Genomic DNA, 21,778 nt, shown 5'->3' with positions numbered 1-21,778 from the left:
CCGATTGACCACACAATATACATACTAGTTATATTGCAACACAAATAAAAAATCATATTTTTACGCGCTAATCCGTCATTAGTCACACTTGTAACTTACATTAAAAAACACGGCCTTAATCATCGCCTATTTTGCCAATTAAATATCGGTTCAGCCGGTTAAAATCGCCGGTCGTCATTTGCGACGATAATTAGCAACGCTAACCTTTTTACCTTATTTTTCCTCTGACGGACTAAATGAGCTGTCGTAATAACACGAGGACTTCACCGGTGGCGGGATATTAATCCCTGTACCACCGCCGCAATCCAGACCGGTGGCGAGAAGGATGGCGCCGCTGACGCGGCGATTTGCCGAGGTGGCCAATAGTAACGGCGACGACAACGAAGGAGAACGGTATCGTGGCCGGCAATGCCGCTTAGGTTAAGCAAGGGTAATCATTGTCGGCGCCGTGAAGTCCCTCTCTGCATCGCATCGGCAATTTTTACCGCCCGGGGCGTTTTGCCAAAGAGCCCGAGCCGGTCACGACAAGACAAAAAAACAGCGGACCTTTTCAGGTCCGCTGTCGATAGCAATAACGTTCGGCCTGTTGCATCACGCTACGGCTTGAATTTGGTCGGTGAGAGAGGATTCGAACCTCCGACCCATACGTCCCGAACGTATTGCGCTACCAGGCTGCGCCACTCACCGTAATGCGGGCGCATATTACTGCGCCGCGCTACAGGCGTCAATCCCTTTTTCAGTAAATGCCGTCAAATGTTTACAAACCCATCAGCCACGATTAAACGCGACGGCCGGCGGCAACGCAGAGGGTTTCTGACACCAGTTATTTTCCGCTTTGATCCCCCCGTTCGGCGACTGGTATCCCAGGCATCCCAGCAGAGTATCGAACAATTCTTCATGCCGATGAACCACCCCTGCGCGCTGCTGTGCCTGCAGACGTCCGAAGGCCTCATGATTCTCGGGGCTTGCCAGAAAAGCGTTGGATGCCCAAACCATCATCGGCACGCGGAACTGCTCCGGCGGCGCCATGTCGCGCGGCGTACCGTGCAGGTGATAATTCTCATCGATGGACTCGCCATGGTCGGCGGCATAAAACACCAATGCTTTTTTATCGCGGACCTGATCAATGACCTTATCGATAAAACTGTCGGTATACAGTACGCTGTTATCAAACGCATTAATCAGCTGCACTTTGCTGCAGGCCTGATCGACACCAATACACTCCGGCTGATAACGGGCAAAACTGCGCGGATAGCGCTGGGAGTACAGATAGTGCGAGCCTTTGGTGTGCAATATGACTAAATGCTTGCCCTGCGGATGGCGCGCCAACGATTCCTTCAGCTCGTCAACCAACAGCATGTCGTCCACGGATTTACCATCATTGCGCTTTTCGGACGCGGTCATTTCGCGAAAGGCATAATTATTGGCGTCGGTGTTGTTGTAAAACCACACTTCGCTTTGCATGGCGAACAACTCAGAGGTGAAGCCCAATTTTCGCATCACGGCAAACACATTTTGCTCTTTCAGCGTGCGCTGCGGATTATCGAGCGTTCCTCCTTCGCGCACAAACATACAGCGCAGGGAAAGAAAGTTTGGTGGAGGTGTCGCAAGAATGCCCGCGGAACGCCACCAGATTTTCTCGTGGGACAACTTCGGCGTGGTATCGCGCTCATAGCCCAGCAGGCCCTATGATCCCAGCGGGTTGTCTCACCGATAATAAACACCACATAGGTATTATCAATGCCCGCCGGCGGGATATAGGTAAACTGTTTAGCGTGATCGAACAGGCTTTCGTTATCCTGACTTTCATCAAGCCGCGTATAAGCGTGATTTATCCCCCTGAAACACCAGACAGTAGCTGTATCTCCAGATAAGAGATAGGCTTGAATATATGTCTAACACTAACGCCAATTTTGATATGACCGGGATCCCGTTAGGTCAAGAAGTCCGTAAACGTAAAACTCCTCAGGAAAAAATGGCCATTATTCAGCAGAGGATGGAGCCCGGCATGAATGTCTCCCATCTCGCACGACTGCACGGTATCCAGCCCAGCCTGCTGTTTAAGTGGAAAAAGCAATATCAGGAAGGCAGCCTCACTGCGGGGAGGACGTTGTTCCTGCCTCTGAGCTTGCAGCTGCATTGAAGCAGGTCCGGGAGCTCCAGCGCCTTCTGGGTAAGAAGACGATGGAGTTGAGATCCTAAAAGAAGCCGTGGAGTACGGCCAGTCACGAAAATGGATAGCGCACGCGCCCTTGTTGCCAAAGGCCGGGGAATAGCACAGGTCAGCCGCGCCATGAGCGGGTCGCGTGCGCCGCTGTCACTGCGGATTAAGCGTTCTGCCGACTGGCAGGACAGGCGCTGTAACCGGCGTAATGACGAAGCAGACGCTGAAATACTGTCGGACATCCTCGACATCATCAGCGATATGCCCAGCTACGGCTATCGGCGGGTGTGGGGCATCCTGTGTAAACAACGTCGCGCAGAGGGACTGCCGCCGGTAAATGCGAAACGACTTTACAGGATCATGTGTGAGCATAACCTGCTGTTATTACATTGAAAACCAGAGCGGCCGAGGCGTGAGCATAAGGGCAGGATCGCGGTGGCAGAAAGCGATATGCGCTGGTGTTCAGATGGCTTCGAGTTCGGCTGCGACAACGGTGAAAAACTGCGGGTCACGTTCGCACTGGACTGCTGCGACAGAGAGGCCATAGACTGGTCTGCGAGCACTGTAGGCTACGACAGTTCGACCGTGCAGGATGTGATGCTGATGTCGGTAGAAAAGCGCTTCGGCGACAGGTTACCCGATACAGCGGTGCAGTGGTTGACGGACAACGGTTCAGCGTATACCGCGCATGAAACGCAGAGGTTCGCCAGAGAACTGGATCTGGAGCCCTGCACAACAGCGGTGAGCAGCCCGCAGAGCAATGGCATGGCCGAACGGTTCGTGAAGACGATGAAGGAAGACTATATCGAGTTCATGCCAAAACCGGATGCGAGAACAGCCCTGCGAAACCTTGCAGCAGCGTTCACGCATTACAATGAAAACCATCCGCACAGCGCGCTGGGATATCACTCTCCGAGAGAATACCGGCGGCAGCGGGCTTCGTTAACTTAAGATACAAAAGCTGTACGGAGATGGCGGGGCAAGATCATCTCTTCGGTTGAACGTTGCTGTGCGTTAGCCGTACGAATAATATTCAATCTTATCTGTGGTATTCTGCACTGATCTCTATAGCGCATTTGCCGACGTTCACGACAACGTTGACGTGCATTCATTAATTAATTCATATCCTCCTACAAGAAGATTTATGCTAAGTACGAAAGAATACTTACTACAAATCCACCTATTGGTGATTTGTGTACACCTGTATCGGAATACGTCCGACCGGAAAGTCCCGATAAACATCGGCTTGACTCCGCTTCGCATAAACAACCTACGAAGCTATCAGCAAATTACAGGCGCAACTTACCTGCCATCCGTTTCATGGATTTTTTTGCTGATACCGTATTGTTAAAGAGCAGTTCACCGCACTAAACGCTGGCTATGAGCTTTTGTTCAAATTTCTTGCTTGGTTCGCAATCCAAGCCATTTTAAGCCAAGCATCACGTTCTTCTGCGGGACGGTTGTAATAAGCTTCAAGGACTCTGCGATTAAATTCTGAGATGACTACCCAGCGTTCACCAACACGCGCCGTAGCTGCCTCAGGATCGGTTAATTCAACGACAGGCAATTTGTTGTTGATTATCATCTTCCTGATAGCGCTTTCTGGCTTTCCGAGTAGCTCGGAAAACTTTTCAACGCTGACTGCGTCAAGCGGATATTTAACCTCGTAGTCATTCTTAATCATCCGATCCTCAATACTCCAAAGTGCTTCTAGGTACTTCTAAGTCTCCCTAAGTCCTTTAAGTCTCAAAACAGAGCTTGACATCTGTTATGCTTAACACTGAGTGCATTTGCTGCAACTTGCCCAGTTTTGGCTGGATGTGGTGACTTTTGCTTATTTTTAGATGTTTATGCAAACATCTAACAGAGAAGATAATGTTTATATGAACATCTTGTCAATAGATTATGGGAAAAAATTACGAGCTATCAGAAAGAGTGAAGATTTAACTCAGCGTCAATTTGCTGAATTGGCAGGATTATCACTTAACACAGTTAGAGCGTACGAAATCGGTCAACAACCGGCACGATCTGAAGTAATGGTAAGAGTAATACAGGTTAATATTTTTAAAAAATATACGATGTGGCTTATACATGATGAGATAGCTCCCACAGCCGGTCAAATAGCACCGGCTCTCACACATTGTGGAATCGATGGAGAGGAAGCACAAAAGCGGACAAGAAAAACGGTCGAGGATTCGGATGTGAAATCATCCCGCTACGACCAGAAAGCTGGATGACTATCCAAAATGAGTTTGATACTTGGTTAGCTAATCAAGATAGTTTATGGGAGTTCTTGCTGAAATTTATTGGATGCTGAAACGGATAAGAAAAGATGGTATAAAAATATTAGTAAGCTATTGTTTTATATTGAATTTACCTATAAGCTAGAGGCAAGCTAGCTTCTTGCCTCATAGTTTATCTAGTTCAGCATCTGAAAGGCCGGTATAGCGCTTAATATTTCTACGTTCTACACCATCGGCTAAAAGCTGCTTCGCTAGCTCTTTATTCGCATCCTGTCGGCCTAGCTGGTAGCCTTCATGCTTACCTTTTTCGCGGCCTTTAGCCTCAAGTTGTTCTGCAATCGTCATAAAATCCTCCCGGTAAGTCGGTGCTTTTTCCGCAAGGGTTCGGATAAATCCCTCGCCGTCAATCGTATTTCCTGCCTGAGCTATATAATATAATAAACTCCTGCATTGTTCTTTGGAATACTGCCATGTTTCTATTAGATTAGCTAACTCTACAGCAAGTTCCAACATATCGCGTGTTCTGATGTGCTTTTGTACGAGTTGCAGAAGAGCTACTCGGCGGTGCGTCAGGATCTCCTCATCCGGTATCGTGGTAATATCAACCAGCGGAAAGGCTTGCTGATACACTGTGGCCGCCAGTTCAGGGTCGGCAAAACAGTCAAGCCATTGGGTGCTATACGGGTAGGGTGATGTGGTGCCATGATAAAACAGGAGGGGGATTACGACAGGCAACGAGTCATTGCCTTGTTCAAGATGCCGCTGCATGGCTGCCACACTGTACCGTAGAAGCCTGAATGCCATTAGCTTTTCAGAGCGGCTCTGGTGCTCGACTACTGTGTATATATAACCTTTCCCCGAATTCGTCTGCACAGAGTAGAGCATATCTGGACACTGAGTGCGTAAGTCGTCTTCGATAAAGCTGCCGGATTCCATCGTCAAGGTGCTGAAATCGCAACGCTCCCGAAGATGAGGTGGCAAATGCACTTCCAAGAAATCCCTTGCTACAGCAATATCGCCTAGGAACTTTTTGAAGAGTGAATCATGTTGGGATAGTGATTATTTTGTCATGGGTGTAGTATACCGCGTTAAGTGGATAGTCTACCATTGAAATTACTGAACTTTTAATAAGCCGGATAGCTTCTGATGGATATCACTAACAGCTATCCAGCATGGACCGAGTTTTTTAACTTAGTAAACTGTTGATTGTTGAATTATTTTATCCGCATAATGAACATAAACAAATAATTATATCAAAATATAACTATATGTGGTTACTATGACTGCTGGCGGGCATTTCATCTTTGCTTTAGCAAGCACCATTTTTGCAAAGAAATTGGAGTTATCACCACCCTTAGCTCAAGGGAACTGGGGGCATATCATTATTGGTGGAATATTGACCTGCCTGCTACCAGACATTGATCACCCCAAGTCTTTATTAGGCCAGCGATTAAAATGGCTTTCAATACCCATTGCCAAGTTGTTCGGTCATAGAGGCATTACACACAGTTTTCTAGCTATCGCAGGGTGTAGCTTGTTGCTTTCTTCAGGATTATTGTCACGGACTATCATTCCGATAGAGTTTATTCATGCTATGATCGTTGGCTACATCAGTCATGTTGTTGCTGATATGTTAACACCAGCAGGAATACCGTTACTATGGCCATATCGTCGACGTTTTTGTATGCCAATACTGAACCCCAGTAAATATCCTAAATGGGAACGAATATTTTGTGTATTGGTACTTGTATGTGCTGTTCTGTATCCCTTTGACATATTAATAAGTAATAAATTATGGATCACTGATTCTATACAGAATATATGGCAATGGGCACGTAACGTTATGATTTGAAATCGATTTTTATATAAGATATGGCTTCTAAGTGATCAGGTTCATATCTATGAATACTAACGAATCTGAGTTATAGATTGATATCAATTACATAGCATCAAGCTGGATATTACGGGTTTCGCGAGCAAAAAGATAAACAATAGAACCAATAAAAAAATAAACGCAAATATGAGGAAAGGTACGAACACAATATTTTCAGAAAAATTTTTGCCATCGATGAGACCGCCGAGAAAAACAGGACCAATAATTTTAGCTGTAGAACCTACACCATAACCAAGTCCAAGACAGGTCGAGCGTACCTGATTAGAAAACATTTCTCCACCAAATGTATTAATAATTCCAAATGCCCCATCGCCAAACATCATAGCGATAAGAATGCCAAAAAAGAAAATCCAGCCTGAAGATATCATATTCAAATTTAAAAAATGCACGATTGTGCTGATCTGTATAGACAATGCTGCAATCATACATCCAAGCGCACCAATAAGACCGAATAAAAAGAGTGTTCGACGTCTTCCAAGATAATCGGAAAGCCATGCTGAAAATAATCGGCCAACTAAATCCCCTAAAGAAAGTATCATGAATAAATTTGCTACAACATTAATGCTAAAATGGAAAACATGATTCAATAATATCTGTCACCATGACTGAATAGCGAAACTTCCAAGTATAAAAGAGAATGAACCAATAGCGACAATAGTAAGTTGTTTTGGATAGTGTCTTATTATATTGAGATAAGACTTTTTGCTAATCGATATATCTTCAGGTAAATGCCCCACTTTAGTTACAGGGATATTCATCGCCCAGGCGTAAGCTTCACGGGCATCCTGAAAACGTCCTTTAGATACTAAATATCGTGGTGATTCTGGAATGAATTTTATCCATGCCAATAAAATAGCAGGAAGACAACCAATAATTAAAAGTCCTCTCCAACCAAGCGGTTCAGCCAGATAACGAGTGGCGAATGATCCAAGGAATATACACAATGGTACAAATGATGAAGTCAGACCAGTAAATAACCCTCTTTTTTAGATGGCACAAATTCTTGAACATAAGGCACAGAAGTCACATTAAGCCCGCCAACGGCTATACCTACGCAAACTTGCATGATTGACAAAAATAACCAATTATTTTCAGGCGTTAGCGCAGCCAGTCCGGTAAATATTACAAGAAATAAAATACATGAGAAAAATGATTTCTTACGGCCATATTTATCAGCAAGCCACCACCAAAAAATTGCGCCGATGACAGTTCCAAGTCCTGCTCCAGCGAGGATTAAACCTGACTGTATTGCGCTTAATGACCACTGTTGATCTTGCATAAGCAGGGTAATGACAAAACCGACTAGAAATAAATCGAAAAATTCGAGAATATTTCCAATAGTAAGCATACATATAAGGAATTTTTGATTTTTTGTTAAGGGAGATGAATTCAGTTGTTGTATAGCACTGAGACCTACTTTTACTGATTGCATACTTGCTCCTTTTGTATCCGCAAAAGAGTATTCCTCGCGGTATAAGGCCCTATACTTATAAATAGCTGTTCATATCTGATAGCTAATCTATGTAAGATTATATCGATCATAAAGCAAGTAATTTTTTCCCACTGTTCAATTATTTCTCGTTTTTCTCTTAGGTAATCATACCTATCGTAATGTTTCGCTGACACGCCTGGCCTTTTATGATTTTGAAGTCTATCACGCATTTCCGCACTAATGCCCATATCCCCTGCCAGGGTTTTAAAGGTACGGAGAATATCTCTGGTGGTGAATTTATTAAAATCGGTTAATTTACAGAATTTACGGAGTTGTTTACTGTACTCAGCGGACAGCAAATGCCCTTCTTTTGTATTGCCCGGAAAAATAAACATCGCGTCTGGATATTTTTCTCTCTGACGTTTCAGAATCTCAGTGGCCGTTTTATTCAGTGGAATAATGTGTAAATCACTATTTTTTGATATGTTAGGTGGTACTGTAAGGGTTTTATTTTTTTCATCCCATTGATCGCGAGTATTGGTCATTATTTCCCACGGGCGCTGTCCGGCGCTAAAGATACACAGCAGGGTCAATTGAGCGAAGTCTGGATGAATGGGGCAGGCTGATTCCGTTACCGCAAGTAATCGTAATAGCTGGCTGAGTTCGTCCCATGACAAAAAACTATCAAGCGCCTTATCTACCCGTTTTTGCGGTGGAATGACACTGACTGGGTTTCGGTCAAGCCCGTAAATGGTTTTACCGTTAATGTTGGCAGGATCGTTGTCCGCGAATAACCCAAAATTGAATACAGCATGAAGGTTAGCTCTAATCTTATTTGCTCCGGCGTTTGCCCCACGTTCTATAAACTCTGCAAGAACACGCTTAGTCTGAACGGGTGTTATTTCCTTAGCGGGTGTAGCAGGATCAATGTACTTACTGGTTAACACTTGGTTGAGTCTGTTTTTTGTTTTGTCATAAGAGCGATTACCTTGTTTTTTTTGAGTGGTAATGTAATCGTCAAACAATTGTTTTATAATGGCGTATTCAGCAATAGACGTTTCTGGCGCGGTGATATTGGCAGCGGCGGTGATGGCTTTTGCGGTTGCTTCTGCGAGGGTTACCGTGGGATAATCTCCCAGTGAAAGGAATTTTCGAGCACCCTCTTTATGGTACTTGTAAACAAAAATCTTTCTGCCGTAAGGGTAAACTTTCAGACCCAAGCGTCCTGTACCTCTGGTGGCTGATGCCTGCTACACGTAATATGCTTGCTCTTTGGGTTTGATGCCTTTTATCTTGCTGTCAGTGAGTAGTGTTCCGGCCATTACGGATGCTCTTACGGGTGTTGTTATGGTGAAATACTATGTTATAATATGAAATCAGGCAACATATAAAACCCCTTTTATTACAGTAAGTTGAAAGCGAATGAAATCATCTGTTATGACTTAAAATCAGAAGTTATCGCCCTTCTAAGCCGTAGGTCACTGGTTCGAGTCCAGTAGGGCGTACCATTTGAATTCAATGGGCTACAGGATTTCTCAATAGCCAATTATTCACAGTGGCACGGATTTGGGACACGATTGCTAACAACGACATCAATTTGCTGTGCATGCACTTCAAAATGGTTCGGGGCGTGGTGTGCTTGTATCTATACCCTGTTTTTACTTTCCTAGCCTTTCATTTCCTGCAATGCAGACCGGGGCACCCCCTTGCTAGACTGATCTGCTTGCCCATGGTAACGCAGACCATGAAACCGAACCTTTTCAATCCCTGCACGGCTTTCCAGGCCAAATTTCATCCAACACACCTCTTTCGTGCTGATACAGTTGTCGTGCCATGATTTCTTATTACTGCTGTCGCATGGACGAACACCAAATTATGATGATGTCCTATTTGCCGTCTTAGCACTGTACTGGCCAGATCATTCAACACAACTCACCTCGCTCGACCTGAATTACTATCTACCGGATGCACCAAAGGTCTCTACGCTGTGTCTTTATCTGCTGCCTATTTAGCTTAACAATGAAAAACTGGGTCGATCAGTGGATAGTGTGAAAACTACAATAGTTTTTAGAGGTCCGGGACATGCTTTTCAGCTTATGTAGGTTCGAGCCACCCTAGCCGCTTATTTCTCTCATGATGTCTCTGCAACCCGGTGATTTTTCGACTAACTTTCATTCACGCTCATCAGCTTGCATGATTGATTTCATCAATCTAAGGTGTTTGGCTTTTCATGAAGTAGAAACTGGCTCTGGCGTATAGTCACCGAAGTCACTCCCTTTATTACTCATCGCTGCCGCTATTTGAAGCCGGCGTGCCTCAGATTACCTGTCAAACATCTTAACTTACCACTGCGTTTATTTTCGCTTACGTCATGGGTTTGAGCAAAACGTGGAGAGGATCTTTTTTTGTGACAATGGTGCAAGAGAATTCCGTGGAATACTTATTACCCGCACATGAAGTTATGTGCCAAATGTGATATTTCATATTTTAATGCCGTTCATCATAAAGAAGATGGCACCTCTCTGAAAGCGGAATAATATGATTTATAGTTATCACGCTAATTAGCTGGGCTCGACAAGTCAGTACATTATTTATATAATAAGCTCATGATGGTGGGGCGGCGGAATAATATATTCATGATTGGTCTATGCGCTATGGCACAACGCCATTCACTACAAAAAAATTTGAAATGATTAATAATGAATTCTCTTTTAACCAACAGAGGAAATACCATGAAAAGGAATTCACTTTAGCGCTAAGACTTGTTGATAAGTTCTTTGATGAAGACGGCGCATTTACTCTTACCTTCAACACTTCGGCATTGGGTAATAAGAAAGAACAGTCTGTACAGGAACAAAACAAGACTTACTTTAAATTCGACCCATCTGAATACAGTCAGATTATCACCTGTGGTGTTTATGTCCGCGATAAAGCCACCTTTGAATATGTCATTAATGGATCAATGCACATTCAATATGATAGAAGGAGTGAAGAGGTCAAAATCGTCTCGCAAAACTTGCCAGAAGGCAAGAATAAATTAGAAGTCGTGCGCGTAGATAAAACCACGTTCGACTTAGTTCTGTCGTAAAATCTAATTTAGCCAGATGAGAAGGCACGTTTGGGCATTTTTATCTTAATTCTCCATACCCAGTTAGCCTCGGGTACTGGGGTAAAGATGAACGATGAACAAACGTGCCTTAACAGAGTTCACGTTACTAATGACGCTTTCTGAAAGTGGAGAACTTAACATAATTAACCCGACGCAAGTATTGTCAATACGCCTGGATTGAAACTTATCAGATATTTTCATTCTGTAATGTTAAGGTTGCCGGTACTTTACCCGGTAAATAAAATCAATTTTATAAATAATCAATCGAAAAACTATGAAAAAATTAATGATAGCATCATTACTGATGATTCCAAGTATCGCTGTAATGGCAGAAGATAACATTGTCACACCAAAACATGGCTATGTTTCCATTCCCGCCAGTAGAGCGTCCTTATGTCAACAAGGCATCAATACTGATTGCGGACCGGTGCAGTATGAACCTCAATCGGTAGAAGGTCCTAAGGGTTTCCCGGAAAAATGGCCGAAGGATATGCAAATAGCAAGTGGCCAAAACGCTAATTTCCAGCAATTAAATCAACAAACTTTAGACCGCTGGAAAAAAGTTGATGTGCATACGGGTGAGAACACGTTCACCTGGACTTTGACTGCGGCACATAAAACGACCTCATGGAAGTTTTTTATCACGAAACCGGATTGGAATGCCAATAAACCCTTGGTCAGGGCTGACTTTGATTTAACACCGTTTTGTGAGAGATATGATGATGGCGCAACGCCCAAAAATCAGGTTGAAATTGATTGTAATGTTCCTTCGCGTACTGGATATCACCTGATTCTAGGCACGTGGGATATCTTTAATACCGGTAATGCTTTCTACCAAGTGATTGACGCCAATATCATAGATGAAGCGGGATTGAAAAAGCAGTGATTGTGAATGTTCTCAATCTTGCCATAAGTATATATGACAGATATCGATGAGATTTGAACTGCCCCCATGGGAGTGTCATAAATTCTGTGTCATTCCGGCAATATACTCAGAAAAATGAATGACACCTGTCCCAATCCTTCGATGCCGGGCACCGCACTAATAGCACGCCAATTTGGTCAAATGCTATGCGGTGAAGACGGAAGTTTAACGCCACAAGATACAAATAACTAAAGGGCATTACCCGCCCACCTCAGTTTTCTCCTTGCATAGGAAACTGACGCTAGTCGGCACAATGGCACCCCCCCAAGAAAGCCTCAGTGCCCCGGTTGCTGATGTGGAGCTTGCGACGACTCGTGATTGCAATAGTAATTCGATCCGCAACGGGCTATAAATTCTTCAGCAAAGCGGGCCAGGCCGCTAAAACTGCTCACGATGATAAGATATCTTTGCCAAATGATTGGTGGGACTATTTCTTTGCAACCCGCCCAAGGCCTGCAGCAAATATTTCTGAGTTATTGCTTCTTATCCCCCACGGCAAACATGAATTTTCCATTGTGGCCAGCAATGGAATATCACAGTGAGAGGAAATAACGAAATATCCGTTGTCCATAATGTCAAGCTATGTCATCAGTTAATTGATAATTTCACATGGATGGGCAAGCGTCATTATCAAATTACTCTGGAAGCTTCAGGTGAAATTGTCGTTGCGAAATGCCAATGATGGATCCCGAGTATTACTGTTTACAATAGCAGATTGATAATGGCTAGATAATCGTATCGACTTGAGTGAAGCAGTGATAACTATTTTACGTTTTTCAAAAACAATCTATTTTAAGTTAGCGCTCGATATTGCCAGCGTCAGACATTAATCGAGCTTGAGTGCGTGTTTTTGTCAGCCCATGGCGAGCACAACGGATTGCTGTATGGGATTAAACGATTGATGGGGTAAAAATTAAACTTGCTAAGTTGCCTGAAATACGGTGAGCAAGCCCGATTAATCGTTGAACCATTAATGCAGGAGAACGAACGTGAGCCAGATAATCCCATTGCTTAATTATGAAGAGGGGTACCGAGAGGCGCCTTACTACGATAGTCTCGGTTTTCCAACGGCCGGGACAGGTATTCTCTTGGGACCAAAAGGCGCTCCTATTTCCCATTATACTTTCACCGTTCCTAAAGAGTTTTCAGACGTTTGGTTGCAAAACATAGTGAACAAGAAAATTGAGCAGATGCGCGACATGCCTGAGATCTGGGCGGCGATGACGGTATGCAACGGCCCCCGCCAAGACATCCTTATCAGTATGGCTTATCAAATGGGAGTGAAAGGACTGGCGAAATTCGTTAATACGTTGGCGCTTATCGCTGCGGGTAATTTTACCGGTGCGGCGGCGGGGATGTTAACAAGCACTTGGGCGCAGCAAACGCCTGCTCGAGCCAAACGGCACGCCGAGGTCATGCGCACGGGAACATTTACAGCTTATCAGGGAGCATTATGAGTTTGAGAGGTGCCAGTATGAACAACCGTCGGCGTTTTTTAACCGGCTGCTTGGCAAATAATAGGCATAGGGGCGTCAATGTAGGATGCTCGAGTGCTATGACAATCGCCAGGCTTGAAGGTTAGCGGCACAGAAGTAAAGGCATCAATCACCCTGCGTTAACAGCATATTTTCGGTGATTTGATACCTTAAGGGCTGACCGCTCAGCCACCGGTGAAAGTCCTCAATGACGTAATCTGCCAGCCGACGTGTTTCATCATTCATTGCGCCGGCAATATGGCTGCTAAGCCGAACATTGGCAAGGGTATAGAGCGGCGAGTTCGCCAACGGAGGCTCGGGCGAGGTGACATCAAGCAATGCGGTCAAATCCGGGCGAGCCCTGAGCACCTCTATCATTTCGGCCTCATTGATCTGTGCTCCCCGGCCGGTATTGATAAACACCGCGCCATTACGCATGCGCGCAAAATACTCTCCGCCAATAAGCCCGATGTTGTCGCGACGGTTAGGCAGATGATTACTGATAAAAAAAGCCCGTTCAAAGGCTGATTCCAGCGAAACGGCACGCCGTTCCGACCGGGAGGGAATGTTCAGCACTTGCAAACTGAATGCGCTCAGCAATGCCGTTAATTTCCCGGCAATCGCGCCGGCGCCTAAAAGCGCCACGGTATCGCCATAGGCGCCGGGTGCAAAGCGGTGTTGACTCAACGGTTTGAATGTTGACGGTGCGGTATAGGCTTGGTTAACGCGGTAATAGCCTTTAAGCGCCAGCAGGATCTGCGCTAAACAAAACTCCGCCACCGGAATAGCATTAGCTTGACAAGCGCTGATGACCACAATATCGCTTCGAAGGTAAGGCCGGCAAAAATTATCGGTGGCGCCGGCGGCGTAAAAAAGGGCGCGCACCTTTGCCATGCGGTCAATAGCCAATTCCAGCAGTGTCGGCATGCCCCAACTGGAGAAAATGACGTCTATATTCGCCAACGCGCCCTGATGGTGACGCCAATTTGCGCTGGAAATCACGGTAGGATAAACGTCGGCCAGCGCGGCTATCCGTTGCCAACGACCTGCGCCATAGACCTGGAGAAGCTTGTGTGGAAGATCGGAAAAAAAGCCGCGCGTAATGTCACGTTCTACCTCGCTTGGCACCGCCTGCGCCGATGTAGCGGCCGCTGGGGTTAACAACGCCTCGCGGGTGGCCGCCGCGATGGCCATTACAGCCGTCGCGGTGGTGCGCCCGCGCCTGATTCCATCAATACACCGTCGCCCTTTTGGATAATCCCTATTGCAGCCGCGGCGGAGCCGAGCACAATCAGCAGTATGAGAACCGTATTTGGGCTGATTTTTTTCTGCAGCAGATAAAAACATCCCAGCACCAGCAGTAACGGAATAAGTCCGACGCAAATCTTGTCCAAGATATCTTGTAAAATAAACGGCTGGCCGGCGATGGTGGTTTTATAAGTAGCGGCAAATTTGACCATAACGGCGCTCATTGCTCCTACCATCATCAAACCCATTATCGATGCGGCCTTGGTGATGCAGCCCAATAATCCAGATTCTGTCGCTTTGGCAATATATTTCGAGCCAAGGCGATAGCCCATTACGCCGCCGTAATAGCGCACCAGAAGATTCGGGATATTGTAGACCAGCAAATAGAGCAACGGTCATAAGAAATTGCCTTGCGCCGCTAAACCAATCGCAATACTGGTGGCGATAATTCGCAACACGCCATAGAAGAATGAGTCGCCAATCCCGGCCAAAGGCCCCATTAACGCGACTTTGATACCGTTGATGCTAGAAGTATCAAAAGCGGGGTTGGTCGCATTTTCTTTTTCCATCGACAGCGTTAAACCCATGATGAAGGGCGCTAATGCCTGATTGGTATTAAAAAACTGACTATTGCGCTTCAACGCTGCCAGGTACTGATGTGGTTGCGGGTAAATCTTTTTCAGCATCGGCGCCAGCGTCCAGCCATAGCTTAATCCTTCCATGCGGGTATAGTTCATCGAGCCGAGCAATTGAAATTGGCGGAAAAATAGCTGACGAAACAGTTTATGGGTTTCTTTGGTTTCCTGGCCTGAGGTTGCCTGGGCGAGTGTGTGGTCAGTCATTGAAAAATCCCTCTTTATCATCCGCAGTGGCGGGCGCGGTGGTGGCTTTCAGTTTATTAAACATTTTCAGCTGATTAAATTCGGTAAAGCATAAATAAACCGCTACCGCGCCGGCCAGCATCGCTATGCCCATAATGTGCAATTGTAAATAGGCCGCCAGCGCGAAGCCGATAAAGAATAATGCCGCTAGCTGTTTATTACAAAGTGATTTGAGCAAAATGGCAAACCCAGCGCCGGTAAAATCCCGCCGACCGCGGTCATGCCGCGCATCACGGTTGGCGGTATGCTATCTACCAGTGAGCGGATAACGTCAGTACCATATAAAATGCCAAAAAAAGCGATGATGGCGAAAGGGACACCGTAAAACAGCATCATGCCAAAGGTCATGCCTAATGCCGATTTATCGCGACCGGCATCCAGCAGTGCATCATATTTTTCCACCAGACCGGTATAAACGAGCTTTTCGACCTGATAGACAAATACCGCCAGCAGGCTAATAGGCAACGCCAACGCTACCGCCACCGCGGGTTCGGCCTTGGTTAATATAGTGAAAGCCGATGCCAATACTGAGCCCACTGCTAAGTCGGCGGGAACAGAGCCGCCAATGGTAATCGTGCCAAGGAAAATCAGCTCAAGAGAGGCGCCAATAATAATCCCCTGTTGAAAATCCCCAAGTACGGCACCTACCATCGCGCCACAGATCAAGTGGCGCTCCACCAGCGGTTGTCCCAGTCCGTGATCGCAGAATTTGGCGATATATAACACCAGTGCGACGAGTAAGGCTTGTGTGATCATAATCGTTCCCCAAAGATCATTAAGCGGATTTCAGCATCTCGATGAAGTTTTTGGCCGGATGTGACGGCAGTACCTGATATTCCACGCTGACGCCCCGTGCGGCAATCTCTTGAAAGTCAGTAATATCCTCCGGCGTGACGTAAACGGTATCGGAGACACGGAGTTTAGCCGCCAGGTTATCGGTGATACGGCCATAATTGGCGACATTGAGCGTTTTGATGGCGGGGACCTGTTCAATAATCCGCCGGGCATCGGATGGGTGATTGATAATGACAATGATCTTCATATCGACAGCCCGCGGATCATTGAGGACCGCTTTGGCATCGTCAACCGCCATGATGGCGCATTTGGCTGTGTCGGGCGCCGCCATGCGCAGCGACATTTTTTGTACATCATTATTAATGATGTGATCATTGGCCACCAGAATGCGGTTGACCCCCAAATATTTGGTCCATACCACGGCGACTTGACCATGAATGAGACGATCATCAAGTCGAATCAGCGAAATCATAATTGACACTCCTAAAACGTACTTACCAGTACGATGACCAGGGTTGAGATAGGCGGACTAACGCTTCAAAATAGAAATAATCGCCCCACAGATTGGCAACATTGATGCCCATATTGCGGCCATAGTTATAAACCCCTTCACGAAGTAACCCGTCTTCGTGCTGGGTGGTATAGCGCTGTTGCAATTGACGCATTATTGCCGTTACCGCATTGAAATAAGCAGAGCGGTGTTCGTCGGTCAGCGGTAATTGTTTTAGCCACTCAAGTAGGCCACACACGGCAATAGCGGCTGCGGACGTGTCGCGCTGGGCGTGGTCGTGTTCAGTAAAAATCAGATCCCAATAGCAAATGAAATCGTCCGGCAAGCGATTCAGAAAATAATGGGTTAATTTCCGGGTCAATACCGGCAACGCCGGATTAGCGGTGTGATTGAACCCCAGCGCAAAGCCGTATATTCCCCACGCCTGACCGCGCGCCCAGCAGGAATCATCACTAAAGCCCTGATGAGTGTCGCCCCGTAGCGCTTTACCGGTAAACACGTCCAAATAATACGTATGGAAGGTTGAGGAATCTTCACGGACTAAATAGCGCGCCGCCTGGCGTAAATGGGTCGCGGCTGCTGTGCGATAGGCGTTATTGCCGGTTTCGTTAGCTGCCCAAAACAATAGCGGCAGGTTAAGATTACAATCAATGATCATCCTTCCATGGCGGGCGGGATCGCGTAAATCTCCCCACGCCTGAATGACGCCGGCGGTCGCATTATAACGACGGTAAAGATGTTCCGCCGCGGTTAAGGCAATGGCACGCGCACGTGGATTTCCGGTTATTTTCCAGGCATTAACGCAAGAAAGGTGATAGAGAAAACCTAGATCGTGCGTATCTATTTTGATCCCTGCCTCAAGCCGTTGTTCAAAGTTATCCAGAAACCCCTCCGCCACACGGCGGTATTTCTCGTCGCCGGTTACCTGAAAAGCCAGCCACAGTTGCCCGGTCCAGAAACCTTCTGTCCAATCCACCTTGTCCACTGCCGGATAACGACCGTCAACGGCGCTGGCGGTGGGGAATGTCGCGCTAAACCGGGGGAGCTGCGCATCTATTTTCGCCAGCACCCGTTGTAAAGCCTGTTGCACTTCGCTCAGGTTTAGCGGGGGGATGGGGTGGTGAAAACGCGCCGCCAAAGGTTCTAATTTGACCGTGTTCATGAAGACGCCCCGCCAGTAAAGAAATCGTCAGGGTGGTCAGGCGCTCCAGGGGCGGCGGAACGGGCGGCCAGCACAATTTCCGGTAGCCGGTTGACGTAACACATGCCATCAGTGGCCATGGCGATAGCTGCTGTGATGCGCGAAGCCGTCGCCGGTTCTTCCGACAAACAAAATTCCATCAGCATGATAAGGTTTGCCCCGGCGATAACATGGAGCTGTGGGTGGCGCATCATGACCAGAATCGCGGTGTTATTGACGCTACCGCCAAGCATATCGGTAAATAAAAAGACCTCGTTGCCGCGGTGTGCGGCGAGCAATGCCACATTTTCCTGGTACTGCTCCAGTTCAGCGGTATTGCTGATATCGCCACAATACCCGCAAACGGGCGTAACACCGTGATCGTCGCCAATTAGCAAACTGAGGGCGGAAACAATGCCTTTGGCATATTCACCGTGGCTCGCCACATAGATCTCCTGCATAAATATTCTTAATGATTTTTGTCGCATACCAAGATAGAGCAGTTTTCGTGCCAGTTGTTTTTTATGTTTTATAACAGTCGGATATGATTGTTTTTAGACGCTTTCGCATAGTGTCGAAGCGATGTGTCTATACCGTCGTCGGGGCAGACAGCAGGGTAGTAACCTGACGCCATGGCAGGAAAGAAAACACCGGCCAAAAAAGGAATTACTCGTCAGGCGGCCGGGTCGGTGGGCTTTTTTGCTGCTGTTATCTGCCTGATAAGAAGGTTGCTGGTCAGGTGGTCGTGTCGGTGTCAATCCATGGCTTCATAATTTCATACACCATCAACATTTCCGTTAACGGTAGGGTGATGTGATATTTACGTATCAGCGCCTGATAAAAAGTCGGTTGTAACGCAACGAATTCATTCTGCGGCCCGGTGAGGGTAACATCGTTGCGGTTATCCATGCCGGCGTTCACCATCAAGCGTTCTATCATTAACGCAATGTGCATAAACAAATTCATTCGCAGGTAACTTTCAAAATGGCGTTTGTAGAAGTATTCATATTGCTTTATTACCGCTTCCACTTCATTAATAATCACCAACGGATTGAGGAAGTTGAGCCTGCTGGCGACGCCTTCGACGGTAAACAATTTTACCACTTCATCGATCATCGGCTCCAGCGCGGTCGGACTGACAAGCTCGGCAAAATACTTTTGCCGCAACACGGAAGATTTCTCTTTCACCCATTGATGGACGCTTAACGACAGGAGATATCCCGAATCAAGGTCGGTAGTAGTGATGATTAAACGTGTGCCGTTAAGCGCAGGATCGTCGTGGGCGATTTTCCATTTAAGATCATCATATTCCATGGTGATGATCTCGATGTTTTCACTAATTAAATAGCGTTGCACAATATCTTTGAGCTTCTTGGCTATTCCTTCTCCTGAGATACAGGAAATGATAATCTTGTTGCCCGGCAGCACGCCCTGATAATAACGGGTTTCGATCTCATAGGCGCCTTGTACCCCTTCGATAATGGCCTTCATCGGCACACGATGCTGAATTTTACCGGCAATATCCAGCGCAATGGCGGTGCTGACGTTATTGACCACTAGCAACTCACAATGCAGATGCAATTTGATCTCTTGATAGATTTCCTTCAGTGAGCCCATATCCACCAAAATGACAAGCCCACCCTGTGGATTAAAATCTTTTAGATGGGCAATCAAGAGGTCAATGATAGCGCGCGTCGAAACGGAATAAGGCATGTCGAATGCTTTAAGATAAAATCCACCGCTCAGCTTATTGGCGCTGTCGGCGATACTGGAAGCGGTTGCCATGCCGTGCGCGACGATAATTGCCTGAATAAGGTCGTCGTCGCCGACCTGGCTATTGAAAACCGTGCTCAGTAGCGGCGCTAATAAGGTAAGCGGCTGGTTCGATACATGCTGTTGCAGCAGTCTGATGGCTTCTTGCGCCAGCATGCGCGCTTTTTGCGCAACGTAATCGATAAAGTCGTTGAGCTGTCCTATCGCCGTCGCGTCGGCGTGCTGATGCAAAGCGTAATTGAGGCAAAGGTATACGGCCTTGCGCCCCTCCCGGCTGATTTCTTGGCCGCTCAATTCTTCCAGCTCATCCATTGCATGCGTGACCTGTTGCCAAAGGTAACCGGCGTAGCATTGCGGGTGGGGGAGAATGCCGCTGATGTCGGATAAACGTTGTTCCAGTTTGCGAATCAAAAGCACAACATTGCCGCTGTGGCAAAATTCCTGAAAGATAACCTCATCGGTCAGCGCTTTTGGCAATAGGGCCGATACCGACAAGCCGGCGCGCCGTTCGGGCTGCCAATACAAGGTTAACGTGTCGTCGCGCGACGTCTGGCCATACGAGGATGCGGTATTGACTATTAGCGTCTGCCCGGGCGCGCCTTCGCTCCAGGCGGTGGCGCAAAGTACTTTGATCTGATTTTTCAGCTCGCCAATGTTGCCGCGTACAGGAGATGTTACTAACTGATTCATGAGTGCCGTGCCAAGTGAAATATCTTGCTCAAGGCATTGGGCTTCGTGCAGAAAGAAATCCTCCACCAGCGCGACTTTTTCTGTCAATGGGCGGGAGGCGAAGTTGGGAAGTTCCACCTTGATCGGAATGCGACGTCGGAAGGTGTTTAATAATACGTGATCGGTATTTTCGGTGGTGGAGGAGATAAAGCGAATATGGGCCGGATGTTGGACGCGATTCCCCCCCCAAGCGATGGAAATACCCTTTATCCATAAACAAGAACAGTTTTTCCTGGTTCTCGGCAGACAAGCGGTGGACTTCGTCTAAAAAGAGGAAACCTTCGTTGGCTTCATCGAGTAAGCCCGTTTTTTCACGGTCGGCACCAGTAAATGCTCCTTTGATATAGCCAAATAACATGGCGGAAAGAAGCTCTGGATTATTTGCGTAATCCGCGCAGTTTAGCTACATCAGGGGTTTATCGTTTTTTATTACCCCGCGTTGCTGAGCATAGCGATGGATAACGCTTGCGAGAAAACTTTTGCCCACGCCGCTTTCGCCTACCAGTAGCAGCGGCAGTCCGCCGGAAGGGTAGTCCACGGCCGAGCGGCACATCCCCACTTGCTCTCGAAGACTGACTTCGGCCCCAATGAGATCGCTGAAAGCATCCTGACGACGTAAGGGCGGCGGCGCGATAGTGCCGACGGAAGTAACAAAAAAGCGTACCGGACGACCATTGTGTTTGCGCAATTTGCCATCTTCACATAGGCGGTTGAGATAGTGGCTGATGACGCTGCGCTTTATGACCAAAAATTGGGCGCAATCTTTAGCGGTGAAACCGGCGGGATGATGAGCATAACGCGCGACAATGTGATGATAGATATTCTCTTTAGCGGTCATAGCAATGGGTCAATGGGTTAAAATTACCCTTAAGGGCGGCCGATGCGCCGACGGCGTATTGAGCAGCGTCCTCCGCGTGGATTGGACACTATTTTCGACTATCACCGCTGGACACTGTCAGTGTCAGGCCGACACTAGGAAAATGAAACGGTATTTTGATAATTACATGAAACCGGTCACAATCTTATTCTGTTTTCTGGCTTCACGATGACATAACCACAGGATCACCAGGCCACAAGACCCTAAGATCATAAGGGCTCAAGGCCACAGGGGGACTGGGCGAAAGCGCGACAGGTTTATCAGGCTCTGCAACTACCCCCTTCACGAGGCAATGGGGTATTAGCACAATGGGTTTAGCTGACAACAGCGGCAGGAAAGGGAAAACGACTGTTGGCGTGGCGTCTGCAACCCGAGCCTTATAAGCTGATGAGCTTATTTAACCACCGATTCTGGCTTAGCAGGCAGCAGAGCAAATACGAAGCAATAAAGGCGAGCAATGAATAGCAAATAATATAGCCATAAGGTGACAAGAAACTGAAAGTCGGATATAGGGTGTCATGGATCCAACCGCCGTTGATTTC

General features: G+C 46.9%; 14 protein-coding genes, 1 tRNA gene and 7 pseudogenes. 7 read left to right on the top strand and 15 right to left on the bottom strand.

The window, feature by feature from the left end; genetic code table 11:
- Nucleotides 1–610 precede the first annotated feature (610 nt).
- Nucleotides 611–687 (bottom strand) — tRNA-Pro (locus JZM24_RS11785).
- 81 nt (nt 688–768) lie between these two features.
- Nucleotides 769–1,650 (bottom strand): kdo(2)-lipid A phosphoethanolamine 7''-transferase, encoded by an 882-nt coding sequence (gene eptB, locus JZM24_RS11780; RefSeq protein ID WP_246579943.1) that lies wholly within the window; start codon nt 1,648–1,650, stop codon nt 769–771.
- A 268-nt stretch (nt 1,651–1,918) separates the two neighbouring features.
- Between eptB and JZM24_RS11775 the strand changes: the two are divergent.
- A pseudogene (locus JZM24_RS11775) lies at nt 1,919–3,115 on the top strand (IS3 family transposase).
- A 441-nt stretch (nt 3,116–3,556) separates the two neighbouring features.
- On the opposite strand, the pseudogene JZM24_RS11770 reads toward JZM24_RS11775, so the two are convergent.
- A pseudogene (locus JZM24_RS11770) lies at nt 3,557–3,848 on the bottom strand (Cox family DNA-binding protein).
- 166 nt (nt 3,849–4,014) lie between these two features.
- On the opposite strand from JZM24_RS11770, the gene JZM24_RS11765 reads away from it, so the two are divergent.
- A complete protein-coding gene (locus tag JZM24_RS11765) occupies nt 4,015–4,401 on the top strand; it encodes a helix-turn-helix domain-containing protein (RefSeq protein ID WP_246579942.1) in 387 nt (128 codons plus the stop codon).
- Between the two features lie 171 nt (nt 4,402–4,572).
- On the opposite strand, the pseudogene JZM24_RS11760 reads toward JZM24_RS11765, so the two are convergent.
- Nucleotides 4,573–5,454: pseudogene (locus JZM24_RS11760) on the bottom strand (Rpn family recombination-promoting nuclease/putative transposase); the annotation flags it as partial.
- A gap of 232 nt (nt 5,455–5,686) precedes the next feature.
- Between JZM24_RS11760 and JZM24_RS11755 the strand changes: the two are divergent.
- The gene (locus JZM24_RS11755; RefSeq protein ID WP_215669755.1) at nt 5,687–6,259 is read left to right on the top strand and encodes a metal-dependent hydrolase; all 573 of its coding nucleotides are present in this window, start codon (nt 5,687–5,689) and stop codon (nt 6,257–6,259) included.
- An 83-nt stretch (nt 6,260–6,342) separates the two neighbouring features.
- On the opposite strand, the gene JZM24_RS18690 is transcribed toward JZM24_RS11755, so the two are convergent.
- The 3 genes and pseudogenes from JZM24_RS18690 to JZM24_RS11745 all read right to left on the bottom strand — a co-directional run bounded on the left by JZM24_RS18690 (nt 6,343) and on the right by JZM24_RS11745 (nt 8,953).
- Nucleotides 6,343–6,840 (bottom strand): MFS transporter, encoded by a 498-nt coding sequence (locus JZM24_RS18690; RefSeq protein WP_246579941.1) that lies wholly within the window; start codon nt 6,838–6,840, stop codon nt 6,343–6,345.
- 57 nt (nt 6,841–6,897) lie between these two features.
- A pseudogene (locus tag JZM24_RS18685) lies at nt 6,898–7,649 on the bottom strand (MFS transporter).
- A 71-nt stretch (nt 7,650–7,720) separates the two neighbouring features.
- A complete protein-coding gene (locus JZM24_RS11745; protein ID WP_246579940.1) occupies nt 7,721–8,953 on the bottom strand; it encodes a tyrosine-type recombinase/integrase in 1,233 nt (410 codons plus the stop codon).
- Between the two features lie 1,427 nt (nt 8,954–10,380).
- Between JZM24_RS11745 and JZM24_RS11740 the strand changes: the two genes are divergently transcribed.
- From JZM24_RS11740 to JZM24_RS11725, 4 genes are all read left to right on the top strand, one after another.
- Entirely contained in the window at nt 10,381–10,821 is a 441-nt protein-coding gene (locus tag JZM24_RS11740) for a hypothetical protein (RefSeq protein WP_215669754.1), read from the top strand.
- Nucleotides 10,822–11,116: 295 nt separating this feature from the next.
- Nucleotides 11,117–11,728 (top strand): lytic polysaccharide monooxygenase, encoded by a 612-nt coding sequence (locus JZM24_RS11735; protein WP_215669753.1) that lies wholly within the window; start codon nt 11,117–11,119, stop codon nt 11,726–11,728.
- A 317-nt stretch (nt 11,729–12,045) separates the two neighbouring features.
- Nucleotides 12,046–12,309: a hypothetical protein gene (locus JZM24_RS11730; RefSeq protein ID WP_215669752.1), complete on the top strand. Its 264-nt coding sequence runs from the start codon at nt 12,046–12,048 to the stop codon at nt 12,307–12,309.
- Nucleotides 12,310–12,756: 447 nt separating this feature from the next.
- Entirely contained in the window at nt 12,757–13,224 is a 468-nt protein-coding gene (locus JZM24_RS11725; protein ID WP_215669751.1) for a glycoside hydrolase family protein, read from the top strand.
- Nucleotides 13,225–13,368: 144 nt separating this feature from the next.
- Here JZM24_RS11725 and JZM24_RS11720 read toward each other — a convergent pair whose 3' ends face one another.
- The 8 genes and pseudogenes from JZM24_RS11720 to JZM24_RS19455 all read right to left on the bottom strand — a co-directional run bounded on the left by JZM24_RS11720 (nt 13,369) and on the right by JZM24_RS19455 (nt 21,197).
- Entirely contained in the window at nt 13,369–14,436 is a 1,068-nt protein-coding gene (locus JZM24_RS11720; RefSeq protein ID WP_215669750.1) for a hydroxyacid dehydrogenase, read from the bottom strand.
- Nucleotides 14,436–15,332, bottom strand: a pseudogene (locus JZM24_RS11715) (PTS system mannose/fructose/sorbose family transporter subunit IID). Before JZM24_RS11715 ends, JZM24_RS11720 begins: the two are co-directional and overlap by 1 nt.
- Nucleotides 15,325–16,127 (bottom strand): annotated as a pseudogene (locus JZM24_RS11710) (PTS mannose/fructose/sorbose/N-acetylgalactosamine transporter subunit IIC). The pseudogenes JZM24_RS11715 and JZM24_RS11710 overlap by 8 nt, the downstream one beginning before the upstream one ends.
- Nucleotides 16,128–16,146: 19 nt before the next feature.
- Entirely contained in the window at nt 16,147–16,638 is a 492-nt protein-coding gene (locus tag JZM24_RS11705) for a PTS sugar transporter subunit IIB (protein WP_215669749.1), read from the bottom strand.
- A gap of 22 nt (nt 16,639–16,660) precedes the next feature.
- On the bottom strand, nt 16,661–17,839 hold the full coding sequence (locus JZM24_RS11700) for a glycoside hydrolase family 88 protein (protein ID WP_215669748.1): 1,179 nt from the start codon (nt 17,837–17,839) through the stop codon (nt 16,661–16,663).
- Nucleotides 17,836–18,318, bottom strand: a complete 483-nt coding sequence (locus tag JZM24_RS11695) for a PTS sugar transporter subunit IIA (protein ID WP_215669747.1) — start codon at nt 18,316–18,318, stop codon at nt 17,836–17,838. Before JZM24_RS11695 ends, JZM24_RS11700 begins: the two co-directional genes overlap by 4 nt.
- Before the next feature lie 274 nt (nt 18,319–18,592).
- A complete protein-coding gene (locus JZM24_RS11690; protein ID WP_312885011.1) occupies nt 18,593–20,437 on the bottom strand; it encodes a PTS sugar transporter subunit IIA domain-containing protein in 1,845 nt (614 codons plus the stop codon).
- Nucleotides 20,349–21,197, bottom strand: a pseudogene (locus JZM24_RS19455) (sigma 54-interacting transcriptional regulator). The gene JZM24_RS11690 and the pseudogene JZM24_RS19455 overlap by 89 nt, the downstream one beginning before the upstream one ends.
- Nucleotides 21,198–21,778: the final 581 nt, after the last annotated feature.

Origin of the sequence: Candidatus Sodalis endolongispinus (genome assembly GCF_018777395.1) — a bacterium.
In the GTDB taxonomy this organism is placed as follows: domain Bacteria; phylum Pseudomonadota; class Gammaproteobacteria; order Enterobacterales; family Enterobacteriaceae; genus Sodalis_B; species Sodalis_B endolongispinus.
The sequence above is the reverse complement of the archived record's forward strand: the minus strand, read 5'-3'. Positions and strand labels throughout refer to the sequence as shown.